The 16,123-nt window shown below is 74.0% G+C and carries 14 protein-coding genes; 7 read left to right on the plus strand and 7 right to left on the minus strand.

From position 1 onward, the window contains the following. On the plus strand, positions 1-392 hold a 392-nt coding region (locus AB0N76_RS27965), incomplete at its 5' end, for a hypothetical protein (protein ID WP_363561626.1). Between the two features lie 940 nt (positions 393-1,332). Further along, complete coding sequence (locus AB0N76_RS27970) at positions 1,333-3,429, plus strand: glycosyl hydrolase family 18 protein (protein ID WP_363561628.1); 2,097 nt, start codon at positions 1,333-1,335, stop codon at positions 3,427-3,429. Positions 3,430-3,644: 215 nt separating this feature from the next. On the opposite strand, the gene AB0N76_RS27975 is transcribed toward AB0N76_RS27970, so the two are convergent. The 3 genes from AB0N76_RS27975 to AB0N76_RS27985 all read right to left on the minus strand — a co-directional run bounded on the left by AB0N76_RS27975 (position 3,645) and on the right by AB0N76_RS27985 (position 6,935). After that, on the minus strand, positions 3,645-4,967 hold the full coding sequence (locus AB0N76_RS27975) for a multidrug effflux MFS transporter (RefSeq protein ID WP_363561630.1): 1,323 nt from the start codon (positions 4,965-4,967) through the stop codon (positions 3,645-3,647). A 150-nt stretch (positions 4,968-5,117) separates the two neighbouring features. After that, positions 5,118-5,597 (minus strand): hypothetical protein, encoded by a 480-nt coding sequence (locus AB0N76_RS27980; protein WP_363561632.1) that lies wholly within the window; start codon positions 5,595-5,597, stop codon positions 5,118-5,120. 423 nt (positions 5,598-6,020) lie between these two features. Further along, positions 6,021-6,935: an alkaline phosphatase family protein gene (locus tag AB0N76_RS27985; RefSeq protein WP_363561634.1), complete on the minus strand. Its 915-nt coding sequence runs from the start codon at positions 6,933-6,935 to the stop codon at positions 6,021-6,023. Positions 6,936-7,158: 223 nt separating this feature from the next. On the opposite strand from AB0N76_RS27985, the gene AB0N76_RS27990 reads away from it, so the two are divergent. Together AB0N76_RS27990 and AB0N76_RS27995 are read left to right on the plus strand one after the other, a co-directional pair. Next, positions 7,159-7,596 (plus strand): MarR family transcriptional regulator, encoded by a 438-nt coding sequence (locus AB0N76_RS27990; RefSeq protein WP_363561636.1) that lies wholly within the window; start codon positions 7,159-7,161, stop codon positions 7,594-7,596. Continuing rightward, on the plus strand, positions 7,593-8,054 hold the full coding sequence (locus AB0N76_RS27995; protein WP_363561638.1) for a hypothetical protein: 462 nt from the start codon (positions 7,593-7,595) through the stop codon (positions 8,052-8,054). The genes AB0N76_RS27990 and AB0N76_RS27995 overlap by 4 nt, the downstream gene beginning before the upstream one ends. Positions 8,055-8,075: 21 nt before the next feature. Here the strand turns inward: AB0N76_RS27995 and AB0N76_RS28000 are convergent, their stop codons facing one another. From AB0N76_RS28000 to AB0N76_RS28010, 3 genes are all read right to left on the minus strand, one after another. Further along, positions 8,076-8,882 carry an ATP-grasp domain-containing protein gene (locus AB0N76_RS28000; RefSeq protein ID WP_363561640.1) on the minus strand — a complete coding sequence of 269 codons (807 nt, stop codon included), beginning with the start codon at positions 8,880-8,882 and terminating at the stop codon, positions 8,076-8,078. A gap of 15 nt (positions 8,883-8,897) precedes the next feature. After that, positions 8,898-9,287, minus strand: a complete 390-nt coding sequence (locus tag AB0N76_RS28005) for an ADP-ribosylation/crystallin J1 (RefSeq protein ID WP_363561694.1) — start codon at positions 9,285-9,287, stop codon at positions 8,898-8,900. A 131-nt stretch (positions 9,288-9,418) separates the two neighbouring features. Beyond that, positions 9,419-10,609, minus strand: coding sequence for an acyl-CoA dehydrogenase family protein (locus AB0N76_RS28010; RefSeq protein WP_363561642.1), 1,191 nt, complete (start codon positions 10,607-10,609; stop codon positions 9,419-9,421). Positions 10,610-10,717: 108 nt separating this feature from the next. Here AB0N76_RS28010 and AB0N76_RS28015 point away from each other — a divergent pair, with 108 nt between their 5' ends. Next, positions 10,718-11,329 (plus strand): GNAT family N-acetyltransferase, encoded by a 612-nt coding sequence (locus tag AB0N76_RS28015; protein WP_363561644.1) that lies wholly within the window; start codon positions 10,718-10,720, stop codon positions 11,327-11,329. A gap of 91 nt (positions 11,330-11,420) precedes the next feature. On the opposite strand, the gene AB0N76_RS28020 is transcribed toward AB0N76_RS28015, so the two are convergent. Further along, complete coding sequence (locus tag AB0N76_RS28020) at positions 11,421-13,349, minus strand: cholesterol oxidase substrate-binding domain-containing protein (protein WP_363561646.1); 1,929 nt, start codon at positions 13,347-13,349, stop codon at positions 11,421-11,423. 199 nt (positions 13,350-13,548) lie between these two features. On the opposite strand from AB0N76_RS28020, the gene AB0N76_RS28025 reads away from it, so the two are divergent. Both AB0N76_RS28025 and AB0N76_RS28030 read left to right on the plus strand, forming a co-directional pair. Further along, positions 13,549-14,283: a carbon-nitrogen hydrolase family protein gene (locus AB0N76_RS28025; RefSeq protein ID WP_363561648.1), complete on the plus strand. Its 735-nt coding sequence runs from the start codon at positions 13,549-13,551 to the stop codon at positions 14,281-14,283. Positions 14,284-14,634: 351 nt separating this feature from the next. Next, positions 14,635-16,053 carry a class II fumarate hydratase gene (locus tag AB0N76_RS28030; RefSeq protein WP_363561650.1) on the plus strand — a complete coding sequence of 473 codons (1,419 nt, stop codon included), beginning with the start codon at positions 14,635-14,637 and terminating at the stop codon, positions 16,051-16,053. Positions 16,054-16,123 lie beyond the last annotated feature (70 nt).

The raw sequence follows: 16,123 nt of genomic DNA on the forward strand, positions 1-16,123 counted from the left end.
GGAGGCCGGGGCGCCCGGGGTGGGCGCGGTGCCGGTCGTCCCCCTCGGCCGGCACCGACGCGCCCGACGCCCCGGCCACCCAGGCCGCGCCGAAGCCGGCGCCGCCCGCCGGCGCCGGACTGCCCAGCAAGCCCGCCGCCGACGTCACCGCGCTGCTGATCGGCGCGCTGGACGCGATCGATCCCGCGATCGTCGGCGGAAAGCCGGACCAGGCGATCGACCGGGCCCGGAACCAGTGCCAGTCGATGTACCAGTTCCCCAAGGACCGCGCCAAGTTGGTCGAACTGGCCAACCAGCGCTTCACCGCCCCCGACCACCCGCAGGGTTTCGGAACCGAGAAGGCGGAGAAGATCCTCGACGCGCTGCGCACCACCCTCTGCCCGCCGGCCTGAGCCGGTCAGGTGGGCCCCCGAATGGCCCGGTGTCCTGAGCGCCGGGCCGGCCGTGGCCGCGCGCGATGACCACCGCGCGGCCACGGCACAGACCGCTGGGCTCAGACCAGGCTCCAGGCGGTGTCCTTCTCATCGGACGAGATGAAGAACATGATGACCTCCCCTCCTGAGGGTTCGCGGATGTAGGGGCATGACGCCGCACCGGTCGGCGGACGTTCAGAGATCTGGGCGTGCGGGACTCACGGGCACGGGAGCGCGTGGGCTCGCGTCGGCAGGCGTGGACGTGCGGGGCGCGCGGTTGGGCACGGGGTTGAGCGCGCGGTTGGGCGCACAGCCCTCGAAGGCGTAGTGCAGGTGGATGACGCCCGCGCGCGAGGCAGGCGCCACAACGAGGTTCCGGGGATCCGCGTCGCCACCATCGCCGTGTGGGTGGCGCGCGTTCCGGCCGCCGGTCGGCGGCGGCGTGCGGGGTGCTCACCCTTGCGGGCGGCAGCCGCCCTTCGCGTCGAGCTTCCAGTAGAGGTCTCGCATGACTCCGATGATGTCGGAGCGGCCATGCCCACCACAACCGGATTGTTCAACGGAGGACAATCCTCCAGCCAACCTCCGTGCTCCGCCGACGAACTGTTAGGACCCTTGACAGACGACTGGTCTAGTCCAACCATATGCATGTCGATCCGACCGGGATGCACTGTGGGGGTGTGACCACCGGCGGCTGAGGCACAGCTCTGCCCTGCCCAGCTCAGCTCCGCCCCCAGGCCCCGTCACGGCGTGCCCGCGTTCACGCGCCAGCGCACCGCCGTTCGCCGTGCCACGAGCCCGGGGGCCGCACACCCCCCGCGCCACCGTCCCGCCGTACGGATCCACAGTTCCCCGGCTCCCCCGCGCTGTTCCGCACGCTTCACCAACGCCCAGCCCCACCACGTCTGTTGGAGAAACCATGCGTCTACGCAGAACGATCCAGGCCGCCGTGACGGCCTGCGTCACGCTCGCCGCCTCGGCCGGCCTGGTCGCCGGCTCCGCCACCGCCGGCGCGACGCCCGCCACCCCCACGGCCACCGTCACCACCGCCGGCACCGCGGCCACGCCGCTGCCGACCCGGGTGTTCGCCCCCTACTTCGAGGCCTGGGTCGGCCAGAGCCCCGCCACACTGGCCGCCCAGTCCGGTGCCAAGCACCTGACGATGGCGTTCCTGCAGGCCGCCTCCAAGGGCTCCTGCACGCCGTACTGGAACGGCGACACCTCACTGCCGGTCGCCCAGTCCTCGTTCGGCGCGGACTTCGCCACCATCCGCGCCAACGGCGGCGACGTGATCCCGTCGTTCGGCGGCTACACCGCCGACAACACCGGCACCGAACTGGCCGACAGCTGCACCGACGTCAACCAGATCGCCGCCGCGTTCGAGAACCTCATCACCACGTACGAGATCAGCCGGATCGACCTCGACATCGAGGACAACTCGCTGAACAACACCGCCGGCATCGACCGCCGCAACAAGGCGATCAAGCTGGTCCAGGACTGGGCCGCCGCCAACGGCCGGCAGATCCAGTTCTCCTACACCCTGCCGACCACGCCCACCGGCCTCGCCGCCAGCGGGCTCGCGGTGCTGAAGAACGCCGTCACCAACAACGCCAAGATCGACGTCGTCAACATGATGACGTTCGACTACTACGACAACCAGGCCCACGACATGGCCGCCGACACCCAGACGGCGGCGAACGGCCTCTACAACCAGCTGGCCAAGCTGTACCCGGGCAAGACCCCCGCCCAGCTGTGGGGTTCGATCGGCATCATCGAGATGATCGGCGTCGACGACTTCGGCCCGGCCGAGACCTTCACGCTCGCCAACGCGACCACCGTCTACAACTGGGCGGTGGCGAAGGGGATCAACACGCTGTCCTTCTGGGCGCTGCAGCGCGACAACGGCGGCTGCCCCGGTTCCACCGCGCGGGACGACTGCTCCGGGATCGCCCAGAACACCTGGGACTTCACCAAGATCTTCGCGCCGTTCACCAGCAACACCCAGCCGGGCAACGACTTCTCGGTCGGGGTCAGTCCCAACTCCGGCACGGTTGCCGCTGGTTCGTCGACCAGCGCGACCATCTCCACCGCCGTGACCTCGGGCTCCGCCCAGAACGTCAACCTCACCGTCGCCGGCGCACCGGCCGGCGTGACCGCCACGGTCACCCCGGGCAGCGTCACCGCCGGCTCCCCCGCCACCCTCAACATCACCACCACCGCGGCGACCGCCGCCGGTACCTACCCGCTCACCATCACCGGCACCGGCACCTCGGGCACCCACACCAGCACCTACACGCTGAAGGTGACGAGCACTCAGCCGGGCAACGACTTCTCGATCGTCGTCAACCCCAACTCCGGCACGGTGGCGGCCGGTTCGTCGACCAGCGCGACCATCTCCACCGCGGTGATCGCCGGCTCCGCCCAGAACATCAATCTGACCGTCACCGGCGCGCCGACCGGCGTGACCGCCACGGTCACCCCGGGCAGCGTCACCGCCGGCTCCCCCGCCACCCTCAACATCACCACCACCGCGGCCACCACGCCGGGCACCTACCCGCTCACCATCACCGGCACCGCCCCGTCCGGCACCCACACCGGCAGCTACGCGCTGACCGTCACGGGTGTCACGCCGCCGGGCGGTCTGGTGAACGGCGGCCTGGAGACCGGCAGCCTGGGTCCGTGGACCTGCCAGAGCGGCGGCGCCGTGGTGAGCACCCCGGTCCACTCCGGCTCGTACGCGCTCCAGGCGGCGGCCGGCCCGGCGCAGACCGGCCAGTGCGCCCAGACCGTCACGCTGGCGCCCAACAAGGCGTACACGCTGACCGGCTGGGTCCAGGGCAGCTACGCGTACGTCGGCGTGAGCGGCGGCGCCACCGGCTCCGCCTGGACCAACGCCTCCGGCTGGACCAAGCTCACCGTCCCGTTCACCACCGGCGCCTCCGGCACGGTGACGGTGTACCTGCACGGCTGGTACGGCCAGGGCACCGTCTTCGGCGACGACTTCTCCATCGCCTGACGATGGCCGATGACAGTCGGCGGCTGACAACTGACAGCTGACAGATTTCAGCTGACGGATGACAGTTGACAGCTAACAGATATCGTCAGCTGTCAATCGTCAGCCGCTCCCGCTCCTCCCACACCCGCCGGGGTGCCGCGACACGTGTCGCGGCACCCCGGTGGCGTGCGGGCGTGCGGGCCGGTGGTGCGCGGGCCGACGACCCGCGGGCCGGATCAGGCGGCGGCCGGCTCCGGGGCGTCGGCCGGGGTGGTCCGCCACGGCGGGCACAGCGCGAGGTAGGACGCGGCGGCGAGCACAGCGCAGCTCAGGACGACGATCGCGAGCAGGATCGCCGACGGGCTGCCGCCCAGGCTGCTGAGCGGGGCGACGACGGCGCCGCAGAGGAAGTTGCCGGTGCCGAGCAGCGCGGAGGCGGAGCCGGCGGACTGCGGCGCGACCATGCTCAGCGCGCGGGCGGCCGAGTTCGGCAGGACGATGCCGAGACTGCCCATCAGCACGAACAGCGAGGCGCAGACGGCGACCAGCCCGAGGTCCCAGACGACGGTGAAGAGCACCAGGGACGTCCCGGCGGCGATCGCCACCCCGAGGCCCGCCGTCATCAGCGCTCCGGCGGTGAAGCGCGGGGCGAGGACCCGGCCGTTCAGCTGGGTCATGCCGACGATCGCGATCGAGTTGAGGCCGAACAGCAGGCTGTAGGTCTGCGGCGAGACGTGGTAGACGTGCTGGAGCACCACCGAGGAGCCGCTGATGTAGCCGAACAGCGCGCCGAAGGAGAAGGTGCTGGTCAGCACCAGCCCGAGGAAGGGCAGCTCGCGCAGGAGCCCGCCCATCGTGCGCAGCGTGGTGACCAGGCCGCCGCCGTGCCGCGCGGTGGGCGGGAGCGTCTCGCGCAGCGCGCCGTAGGCGACCAGGGTGAGCAGCAGCCCGAGCGCGGCGAGGGAGCCGAGCGTCCCGCGCCAGGAGGTGACGCGGAGCAGCTGCGCGCCGAACAGCGGGGCCAGGATCGGCGCGAGGCCGGATATCAGGGTGATCGAGGCGAGGAAGCGGATCATCGCGACGCCCTCGAAGCGGTCCCGGGCGACGGCACGGCCGATGACCAGTCCGGCGGCGCCCGCCGCGCCCTGGACGAACCGTCCGGCGACCAGGACGGGCAGGTTGGGCGCGATCACGCACAGGACGCTGGCGAGGGTGTAGACGACGAGTCCGCCGAGCAGCGGCGGGCGGCGCCCGAAGCGGTCGCTCAGCGGCCCGAAGATCAGCTGGCCGACGGCGACGCCGAACATCGAGAAGGTGAGAGTGAGCTGGACGGCGGCCGGTTCGGCCGCGAGGTCCTCGGCGATCGCGGGCAGGCCGGGCAGGTAGAGGTCGGTGGTGAGCGGGCCGAGGGCGACCAGCCCGCCGAGGACGGCGACCGTGGCGCGGCCGGAGCCCGAGCCGCCGGCGGTGCCGGTACCGGGACCGGCGTCGGCCGAGCTGGTGGGGGTGGAGGGGGCGGTCGACGTGTCACCGGCGGGGCCGGCGGTCGGACCAGGCATGGGGCTCCTCTCGGAACGGGCACGGAGGTCGTGCTCGCTCCGTCCTACCCCAGCGGCCCGGTCCGCCGACAGTCGGGTGGGGCCGCGCGGCCCATTCCCGCCCCCTCACCTGCCATCGGACCGGCCGTCGGAACGGTCACCCGCCGCCGGTCAGCGCGTGGGCTGCCCGGCCCGGAGGGCGGCCTGGACGGCGGCGCCGTCCTGCCACGCGTAGAGCTGGTTGCCGGTCAGGGTGACGTTGTAGTGCCCGCAGGAGCCGGTGATCTTCGAAGTGACGCCCTCCGGGAACCAGCCCGCCTTGAGGGTGACCGGCACCGGGTGGGTCCCCTTGCCGACCTCGCCGGTCTTGCACCCGGCGGGCAGTCGGCCCTCCGGGAGGGTGGCGCGCAGCAGGCGGTCGTCGCCGGTGGTGGACATCAGGTAGCGGACGGACGAGGCGTTGTCGGGCAGCCAGGTCGGCATCGAGCGGCGGTCGGCCTTGGCCTCGCCGCCGCTGGAGTAGCTGGACTGCTCCTGGTGCCGGCCGTCGTACCAGTCGGCGACCCTCGGCCCGACCGCCACGGCGGCGACGGCGACGGCCATGCCGGTGCCCGCCACTCCGAGTACGACCTTGCCCACGATGCCGTTCATGACCGTCTGCCCTCTCCGATGCGCTGTCGTTGCCGTGCCGCCGCTGCCGTGCTTTCGCCGTTGCCGCTGCCGCCGTGCACTGTCACTGCTTCCGACCCGTCCTGCGGTCCCGTGGTTCCGGGGTCCGCCCTCAGGTCGTGGTTCCATCCTGGTCCGTGCCGTACTGCCGGGGCGTCACCAACAGGTCGTGACCTTTCCGCCATCCTTAGGGGGTAGGTCCTCCACCTTGAGACGTACACGCGCCCGGCGGGCCTGTGGTTCACCCGACTCGGTTCGCCCCTCACGGCCCACCCGCACGGCTCGCCCCGCACGGTTCGCCCCGGTCGAGCCTGACCCAGGCCGGGGCGGGGCGCAGCCCGGTCCGGGCCGCCGGGGGCCGGCCGGGTGCACGGGCCACCCGGTTGCCGGACGCCGTCGTCGCCCTCAGCCCGCGACCGGCACTGCGACCGCCGCGGCGACCGGCACCGCGACCGGCACGGCGGCGGCCACCGGGAAGGGGCGGCCGTCCAGGGTCCAGTGCGGGTCGATCGGTCGGCCGAGGGACGCGTAGACCTGGGCCGCGACGTCGGGGTGGCGGATCTCCCCGGTGGGCGGGGCGGCGGGGATGCCGGGGCCGGCGCAGGCGACCCAGGCGGTGCGCTCCTCGGTGGTGCGGCCGCCGTGGCCGCCGGCGTCGACGTGGCCGTGGTCGGTGACGACGATGACCGTCCACGCCTCCTCGGCGCGGCCGGGCCGGGCGCGGACGGCGTCGAGGAGCCGGCCGAGCCGCTCGTCGGCGGTGCGCATCGAGGCCCGGTACTCCTCGCCGCAGCCGAGGAAGTGGGCGGTCTCGTCGACGGCCCCGAGGTAGACGAAGGACGCTTCCGGGTCGGCGCCGCGCAGCACGTCGACGGCCTCGCGGGTGACCTCCTCGTCGACGGCCTCCCAGGCCTCGGGGGTGTCCTCGGCGGGGGCGACGTAGCAGAGCCGGCCCGGCGCGCGGAACAGCGGTCCGCCGGACTCGCCGATCACCAGCGGGTCCCAGCCGGCCGCGACGAAGGTGCGGCGGCGGTCGCCGCGGGCCAGTCGGGTGGTGAAGTCGGGGAAGACGTCGAGGCGGTTGCCGCCCAGGTGGTTGCCCCAGACGCCGTGCTTGGCGGGTTCGACGCCGGTGACGATGGTGGTCCAGCAGGGGCCGGACATGGTGGGCGTGCCCTCCGCCACCGTGACGGGGGCCAGGAACCCGGCGTCGGCGACCTCCGCGAGCCTCGGCATCGGGACCTGGTCCAGCAGGTCGTACCGGACGCCGTCGATCCCGACGACGAGGACCCGGGGGCGAGGCGGCGGCGGTATGGACATGGTGGGGCGGTTCCTTTCGCGGTGCGGGCGTCGGCCGGGCCCGCGGCGGGGCTCCCGGCGACCGCGCCATGCTTCACCGTCCACCGGACCGCCAGGTTTCGTGACCGGTAACGGAGGGTGTCCGGACGGCGTCCGGCGGGCTCGGAGCGGGCCGGGAAGCGACGCGAGAGTGACTCCGAGGACGGTTTGCCACCGGTCCTACGATTTCGTATATTCCGATTACGTGACTTCATCCCTCGAACCGCCGCCCCCGGGCTCGGCGATCCTCGCGCTGCAGCGCGCCACCCACGTGACGCTGCAGGTCCTCGCGGCCGAGCTGGCCGGGCTCGATCTGACCCCCTCCGAGACCAACGCGCTCGCGATCCTGGCCGACGGCCACAGCCGGACCGTCTCCGAGCTCGGCTCCGCCGCCGGCACCCGTCCGACCACCCTCACCAGCGTGCTGGACCGGCTGGAACGGCGCGGCCACATCACCCGCGGCGCCCGTCCGACCGACCGGCGGGTCGTGGTGATCGAGCTGACCGCGTCCGGCCGGGTGGCCGCCGAAACGATCCGGCGGACCCTGGCCGGCCTGGAGTCCCGGGCACTCGCCCACCTGCCCGAGGAGGCCCTGGCCGGCTTCCACACCGTTCTGCGCGCCCTCGCGGAGGAGCCCTCATGATCGACACCACCCCTGACACCCCTGACACCCCCGATGCCCCGGACGCTCCCGACGCCGCCGTCTTCGACGAGCTGATGGCCGAGGTCCGGGCGGGCGGCGGCGGCTTCGGCCACCGCGAGCACGTCCACCTGACCTGGCTGGCGATCCGCCGGGTCGGCATGCCCGCGGCCCTCGCCCTCGTCGGCGACGGCATCCGACGCGTCGCCACCGCCGCCGGCGCGCCGCAGAAGTACCACGTCACGCTCACCCGGGCCTGGGTCGAACTGGTCGCCCACCACGACGCCGGACCGGAGCTGCCGGACTTCGCCGCCTTCGCCGCCCGGCACGCCGAGCTGCTCGACAAGGACCTGCTCACCCGCCACTACCGCCCGGAGACCCTCGCCACCCCCCAGGCCCGCGCCACCTGGACCGCCCCCGACCTCGCCCCCTTCCCCTGGACCACCCCGCAGGCCCGCTGACCCGCTGACCGCCTCGCGCCGTCAGCCCGCGGCGCTCCCGCCCCGGACGAACCGGCGGTCCCGGGGCCGCAGCGAGTCCACCGGGCCCGCTGCCCGGAGCACCACATCGAGGACGCGCCCCGGATCGGCGGCGTAGCAGTGGGCGAACCACGGCAGGTTGGCCTCCACCACGGCCCAGCGCTCGGCCGGGTCGTACGGGTCGAGCAGGGTCCCGACGTCGAGCGCGACGGCGCTCGGCAGGCTCGGGCCGACGGCCGCGAGCAGCCGGTTCGCGAAGGCGACGGCCTCGGTGGTGACCGGTCCCGGGTCGAGCCGGCCGAACCGGGCGTAGCGGCTGCCGGTGCGCACGGCACCGTCGAGGACGAAGAGCCGGTACTCCGCGCCGAACGTCACCGGGTCGCTGACCAGCACGGGGGTGTCCGGGCCGAGCCGCTCGCCGGTCCGCGGCAGGCGGCTGCCGTCGGCGTAGACCGCCGGCGGCAGGGACTTGTCGGCGGGCGGCTTGACGAAGGCCGGGCGGCGCAGCGTCCACGCCTCGGCGAGCGTGGTCAGTTCGATCCGGCGGCCGGTGAACTCCTCCGGCAGCCCGGGGAGCCAGTCGTCGGCCGGTTCGAGCAGGGCCAGGCCGAGCCGGTCGGCGATCCGGGCGGCCGCCAGCGGCCCGCCGTACCAGTGGACGGGTCGGCCGGCCAGCCGGTCGACGGTGTCCGCGCCGGCCGGGACGCCCCGGGCGAGCACGACGGTGTCCAGCCCCCGGGCACCGGCCGCCTCGGCGAGGAGCCGGGTGGTGCTGGTGTCCTGGGCGGAGGTGAGGAGGACGGGGTTCATGGTGGCGGGCCTGGGTCAGCGCTGGGGGCGGAACTCGTGGGTGACCTCGATGCGGCCGACGAGGTGGCGGTTGAACTCGGGGAGCTCCTCGGCGGGGACCCAGAGTTCGAGGATGGTGCGGCCGCCGGCCTGCCGGACGGGGTAGCGGGCGAGGAAGGCGGTCTCGACCTCGAAGCGGGTGACGTAGCCGGCGCCGGAGGCGGGGACGTTCCAGTCGCGGGCGATGCGGATCGCGTAGTCCTCGTTCAGCACCGGGTAGAAGATCGGCTGATCGGGCAGACGCGGCGGCCAGGCACGCCAGTCGGCCGCCTCGACCAGGGCCAGCTCCTTCGGGCCGGTGGGACGCCAGAGCGTCGTGGTCGCGGTGCTCGCCGTGGTCGCGGTGGTCGCCGTGGTCGCGGCGATCGTCGTGGTCACCGTGGTCGCCGTGGTCGCGGCGGACGGAGCGGTCGTGGGCGGTGTCGTCGGGCCGTTCATGGTCACTGAAGCTAGCCATGAACGGCCCGTACGGCGAGCCGTTTTCAACGGCGTGAGGATCAGCGGTATGCGGACTCGCCGGTGATGGCCTCGCCGAGGACGAGGGTGTGGATCTCGCTGGTGCCCTCGTAGGTGAGCACCGACTCCAGGTTGTTGGCGTGCCGCAGGACCGGGTACTCGGTGGTGATGCCGTTGGCGCCGAGCACGGTGCGGGCGCTGCGGGCGATCTCCAGCGCGGCGCGGACGTTGTTGAGCTTGCCGAAGCTGACGTGGGCCGGGCGGGCCGCGCCCTCGTCCTTGAGCCGGCCGATCCGCAGGGCGACCAGGTAGGACTTCTCCACCTCCAGCATCATCTCGACGAGCTTCTGCTGGGTCAGCTGAAACCCGGCGATCGGGCGGTCGAACTGGATCCGGCTCTTCGCGTAGTCGAGGGCGGCGGTGTAGCAGTCCCGGGCGGCGCCGACGGTGCCCCAGAGGATGCCGTAGCGGGCCTCGTTGAGGGAGGAGAGCGGTCCGCGCAGGCCGGTGACGCCCGGCAGGACGGCGTCGGCGGGCAGGACGACCTCGTCGAAGGCCAGCTCGCTGGTCACCGAGGCGCGCAGGGACAGCTTGCCGTGCACGTCGGTGGCGGTGAAGCCGGGCATGCCGGGCTCGACCAGGAAGCCGCGGACACCGTCCTCGGTCTGCGCCCAGACGACGGCGACGTCGGAGATACTGCCGTTGGTGATCCACATCTTGGAGCCGGAGAGCACCCAGTCCGCGCCCTCGCCGGCGCCCTTGCGGCGGGCGCGGGTGCGCATGTTGGCCGGGTCGGAGCCGAAGTCCGGCTCGGTGAGGGCGAAGCAGCCGATCAGTTCGCCAGCGGCGAGGCCGGGCAGCCAGCGCTGCTTCTGCTCCTCCGAGCCGTAGGCGTGGATGGCGCGCATGGCCAGCGAGCCCTGGACGGAGACGAAGCTGCGCAGCCCGGAGTCGGCGGCCTCCAGTTCCATGCAGGCGACCCCGTAGGCGACGGCGCTGGAGCCGGCGCAGCCGTAGCCGTCGAGGTGCATGCCGAGCACGCCGAGGGCGCCGAGCTCGGGGGCGAGTTCGCGGGCCGGGAAGACGCCGCGCTCGAACCAGTCGCCGATGTGCGGGCGGATCCGCTCGTCGGCGAACCGGCGGACGGTGTCGCGGATCAGCCGCTCCTCGTCGGTGAGCAGGTCACCGACGGCGAGCAGGTCGGCGGGGTCGATCCTGGTCGGCTTCGCCATTGAAGCTCCTTGTAGTCTCGGCGCGGCGAGTACCGGTCGCGGCCTCGGGTACCGGCGAGTATTCCGCACCGGCCCGCTCTTGTGGCGGGCGCAGACGAGGGAGTGAGCATGTACACAATCCGGCCGCTGACCGCGGAGGAACTGCGCGACTCGGCGGAGCCGCTGGGCGAGCTGCTCGCGGACACGGTGGACGGCGGCTCCTCGCTCGGCTTCCTCGGCCCGCTCGACCGCGCGGAGGCGGCCGCCTGGTGGCGGGCGCTGGCGCCGGACGTCGAGGCGGGGCGGCTGCTGCTCTGGGTCGCCCGCGCCGACGGGGGCTTGGGAGCCGATACGGGCTCGGGTGAGGACGCGGGCCCGGGCGAGGACGCGGGCCCGGGCGAGCACGCGGGCGAACGGGTCGCCGGGACGGTGCAGCTGCGTCCGGCCACCCCGGCCAACGGCCGGCACCGGGCGGAGGTGGCCAAGCTGATGGTGCATCGGGCCGACCGGGGCCGCGGCCTCGCCGGCCGGCTGCTCGCGGCGCTGGAGTCGGCGGCCGTCGGACGCGGGATCCGGACCCTGGTGCTGGACACCGAGACGGACAGCCCCGCCGAGCGCCTCTACGCGTCGGCGGGCTGGACCCGGGTCGGCACGGTGCCGGACTACGCGACCGACCCGGCCGGACGGCCGCACGCGACCACCGTCTACTACAAGGCGCTGCCGACGGCGCCGACCGCCTGAGCGTTCCCCAGGCGGTCGGCGGTTCCGGCGTTCCTGGTACTGCCGACGCTTCCGGCACTGCCGGTGCTTCCGGCGGTGCTTCCGGCGGTGCCTAGGACTTCAGCAGGCGGTCCAGGAACGGGTTCCCGAACACCCGGTACGGGTCGTGGCGGTCCAGGACGGCGATCGCCTCGTCCCAGCCGGGCCCGCCGCCGTCCCGGTGGCTGGCCGGGATGACCCGGTCCAGCACGTCGGCGTCGGCCCAGGCCGCGTCCTCGGTGTAGGCCCAGCCCTTGGACCACTCGACGCGCAGGCCCGCCCGGGTGCCGTCGAAGGAGCGCAGCAGGGCGCGTTCGAGGTCGCGGCCGAAGCGGTGCAGCCCGGGCGTGCCGGGGAAGCCGAGCACGTCGAGCCAGACGGCGGTGTCCCACTCGGGACGGTCCGGGCGCGGGCGCAGCGCGGAGAGCAGCGGCGGCCGGGCGCCGGGCACCCCGGACCAGGCCGGGTCGTCCAGGCCGGTGGCCCGGATCTCCACCGCGCCGTTCACCGGGAACTCGCCGCGCGCCCGGTAGGCGTCGAGCAACGTCCGGTACTGGTCGGCGAATTCGGCCACCACCCACTGGAGGTCGGCACGCCGGGCGAGGATCGCGTAGCCGTTGGCGGTGACCCGCAGGGTGGTGGGGCGGACGTACTGGAGCAGGGTGCGGGAGGGGCCCCAGAGGTCGGAGCGCAGACCGCCGGCCAGCAGGTGGGTGAGCACCTCGCCGTTGAGCAGGTCGCGGATCAGCCCGCCGGAGAGCAGGACGTCGGTGATGTCGCCGGTGAGCGCCACCTTGGCGATCAGGTACTGGAGTTGGCCGAAGAGCGGGGCCGATCCCCAGGCGCCGCCGACGATGTCGCCGGCCAGTCGGGCGACCGGCTCCGGGATCGAGTCGGAGAAGGGGTAGTTGTAGGGCTCGTCGACGGCGCGGGAGCCGAGCGGGCGGGTCGGCGCGACGCTCCAGGTCTTCAGCCAGGGCCGGTCGGTGTAGGCGAACCAGATCGCCTCGGCGCGGCCGTCGCGTTCGACGAACTCGGCGAAGGTGCGCGGTCCGGTGGCGCCGCCGAGCAACCCGCCCACCAGGCCGCCGAGCAGGCCACCGGAGCCGTCGGACGAGGAACCGCCGGAGGAGCCGGACGCGCTCGGGCGGGCGAAGAGTTCGGTCGCCGGGATGTCCAGGCGGCTGACGCAGCGCAGCGGCCGGTCGGAGCCGGCCCGGAGCACCACCTCGGTGAGGAACGCCCGGCCGAGGTGGACCAGGAAGGCGGCGCTGTCCGCCTCGGCGCGGTCGAAGGTGCGCAGCACGTACCGGTCGGTGGCCGGGTCGAGGACGACGGCGGTCAGCCGGGTGACCTGGTTGCTGACCGAGCCGTAGCCGTGCCCGTCGGGCCGCAGCTCGCCGGCGGCGGGGACGGCGGTGCCGTGGCCGCCGATCGCGAGCACGCCGCCGACGGTGAGTTCGCCGGGGGCGGGGACGGCGGTGAGGCCGAGGCCGCGCCCGGCCAGGTGGGCCAGCAGCGCCTCCATGGTGGCGCCGGTCTGGACCCGGACGCTGGTGGCGCCGTCGGCGCTGATCGCGGTGAGGTGGCGGGTGGTGTCCAGCAGCAGGACCCGGGCCGCCTCGGGGGTGCCGTCGGCGACGGTGAGCGGCGCCCAGGTGTGGCGGTAGCCCTGGGCGCGCAGGCGCCAGCCGCGGGCGCGGGCCCAGTCGGCGAGCGCGGGCAGTTCCTCGGGGGTGCGCGGGGCGCAGGTCCAGAGCTGGTCGGTGCGGACCTCGCCGGACCAGTTCTGGTAGACGCGCTGGTAGAGCTCGGTGCCGGCGGGCAGGCCGGGCGGGACCGGGGCGGCGGCCTGGGCGCTGTCCGGGCCGACGGTTCCGCGCAGCAGCCAGGCGGCGGCGCCGAGCGCGGCGGAGGCGCCGAGGAGGCGGCGCCGGCTGAGGCCCCTGTCGTCCTGGTGGTTGTCGTCGTGGTTGTCGTCGCGTTCCGTTGCCGCCGTCATGCCCGCCCCTTGTGTCCGGTCGTCCGGTTCTTCTCCCCCGAACCGGGGTCAGCCTATGAAGCGGGCGTTCCGGTTGTGGAGCCGGATTATTGCTCTTCACTCGAACGTATGAACCTTGCCCGGATTCTTGGTCAGCTCATAGGTTGATCGTGATCGCCACCCCTGATCGGCTCGACCTACCCCCTCGGAGGCCCTCACCGTGCCCGCGCCCCTGACCGTCGCCGTCGCCCAGCCCGCCTGCTTCGAGTCGGGGCGGCCCGACACCGTCACCGTCAACGTCGAGCGGCACGCCGCCACCGTCCGCGCGGCCGGGGCCCGGCTGGTGGTCTTCCCCGAGTTCTCGCTCACCGGCTACGACCTGGCGGCGCCCGCCCTCACCGTCGACGACGCCCGGCTCGCGCCGCTGGTCGCGGCCTGCGCCGAGACCGGCAGCGTCGCGCTGGTCGGCGCGCCGGTGGCCGACCCGGACGGGCGGCGCGAGTACATCGCCACCCTGGCCGTCAGCGGCGAGGGTGTCGGGCTGGCCTGCCGCAAGATCCACCTGCACGGCCAGGAGGGCGAGCGCTTCACGCCCGCCGAGGAGCCGTCCGTCCTGGAGCTGGACGGCTTCCGGCTCGGCCTGGCGATCTGCGCCGACGTCGCCGAGCCCGGGCACGCCGCGCGGACCGCCGCGCTCGGGATCGACGCGTACGTCGCCTCGGCGCTGTACGGGGACAGCGAGTCGCAGCTGGAGCGACGGGACGGCCACACCCGCGAGCGGGCCGTCACGCACGGGGTGTGGGGCGTGATGTCCACCGGCGCGGGGGCCAGCGGCGAGTTCGCGACGACCTCGGGCGGCTCCGGCGTCTGGGCGCCGGACGGGACGCTGGTCGGGCAGGCGGGCGAGGAGCCGGGCGGCATCGTCCGGGTGGAGCTGCGCAAGCCGACGGCCTGAGCCCACGCCCACCGGGGGCCGTCGGGAGATGGGGCCGGGCTGCGGTCGGCGGGCGGCCGGGCCACCCTGGGAGGGACGGCCCTCGTCCGGCACGACCCCGGCCAGCACGACCCCGGCCCGCACCGCCCCCGGCGGACGGCGGCCCGGCGGACGTCATTCCTTGGCCGAATGTCGAATGCCGAAGGTCGTCCCCGGATGCGGAAATACGCCGGGCCCGCGCGCGGCTGTGGTGATCGACAGCGAGACCCAGAACCGAGAGCGAGGGCCCGGCGGCGGGCACCCGGGCGCACCGGCGGACGACGACCGGGGTGCCGGGCGCCCGCCCGGGCCGACCAGGAGGTGCGGCGCGCAATGGCCGACGAGCAGGCGAACCGGCAGCAGGACCGGCGGGAGTACCGGATCGAGCACGACTCGATGGGCGAGGTCCGGGTGCCCGCCGAGGCGAAGTGGCAGGCGCAGACCCAGCGGGCGGTGGAGAACTTCCCGGTCTCCGGCCAGCGCCTGGAGCGGGCGCACATCGCCGCGCTGGCCCGGATCAAGGCCGCCGCCGCGCGGGTCAACGCCCGGCTCGGCGTGCTGGACGAGGAGACCGCCGACGCGATCGTCTCCGCCGCCGAGGAGGTGGCGGCGGGCCGCTGGGACGCCGAGTTCCCGGTCGACGTGTTCCAGACCGGCTCGGGCACCTCGTCCAACATGAACACCAACGAGGTGATCGCCACCCTGGCCGGCGAGCGCCTGGGGCGGCCGGTCCACCCCAACGACCACGTCAACGCCAGCCAGTCGTCCAACGACGTCTTCCCGTCCTCGATCCACATCGCCGCCACCGCCGCCGTCACCCACGACCTGATCCCGGCCCTGGAGCACTTGGCGGAGGCGCTGGAGCGCAAGGCGGCGGAGTTCGCGGAGGTCGTCAAGGCGGGCCGGACGCACCTGATGGACGCCACGCCGGTCACCCTCGGCCAGGAGTTCGGCGGGTACGCGGCGCAGGTCCGGCACGGCCGGGAGCGGCTGCTGGCCACCCTCCCCCGGGTCGCCGAGCTCCCGCTCGGCGGCACCGCGGTGGGCACCGGCATCAACACCCCGCCGGGGTTCGCCGCGGCCGTGATCGAGGAGGTCGCCCGCGCCACCGACCTGCCGCTGACCGAGGCCCGGGACCACTTCGAGGCCCAGGGCGCGCGGGACGGCCTGGTCGAGCTGAGCGGCCAGCTGCGGACCGTCGCGGTCGGGTTCACCAAGATCGCGAACGACCTGCGGTGGATGGGCTCCGGCCCGCGCACCGGCCTCGGCGAGATCGCCCTGCCGGACCTCCAGCCCGGTTCGTCGATCATGCCGGGCAAGGTGAACCCGGTGCTGCCCGAGGTGGTGCTGATGGTGTCGGCCCAGGTGATCGGCAACGACGCCACCGTCACGGTCGCCGGGGCGAGCGGGAACTTCGAGCTCAACGTGATGCTGCCGGTGATCGCCCGCAACGTGCTGGAGTCGGTGCGGCTACTCGCCAACAGCGCCCGGCTGCTCGCCGACCGCACGGTGGACGGCATCACCGCCAACGTCGAACGGGCCCGGGAGTACGCGGAGTCCTCGCCCTCGGTGGTCACGCCGCTGAACCGGTACATCGGGTACGAGGAGGCGGCCAAGGTCGCCAAGCAGGCGCTGGCCGAGCGGAAGACCATCCGTCAGGTGGTCCTGGAGCGGGGGTACGTCGAACAGGGGCGGCTCACCGTCGAGCAGCTGGACGAGGCGCTGGACGTGCTGCGGATGACCCGGCCGTAGTGTCGTACCGCTTCTGACGCGCCCGGGGCGCGGAGGGCGGCCTCGCCGCTCCACGCCCCGGGTGCCGGGC

Origin of the sequence: Kitasatospora sp. NPDC093806 (assembly GCF_040683335.1) — a bacterium.
GTDB lineage: Bacteria > Actinomycetota > Actinomycetes > Streptomycetales > Streptomycetaceae > Kitasatospora.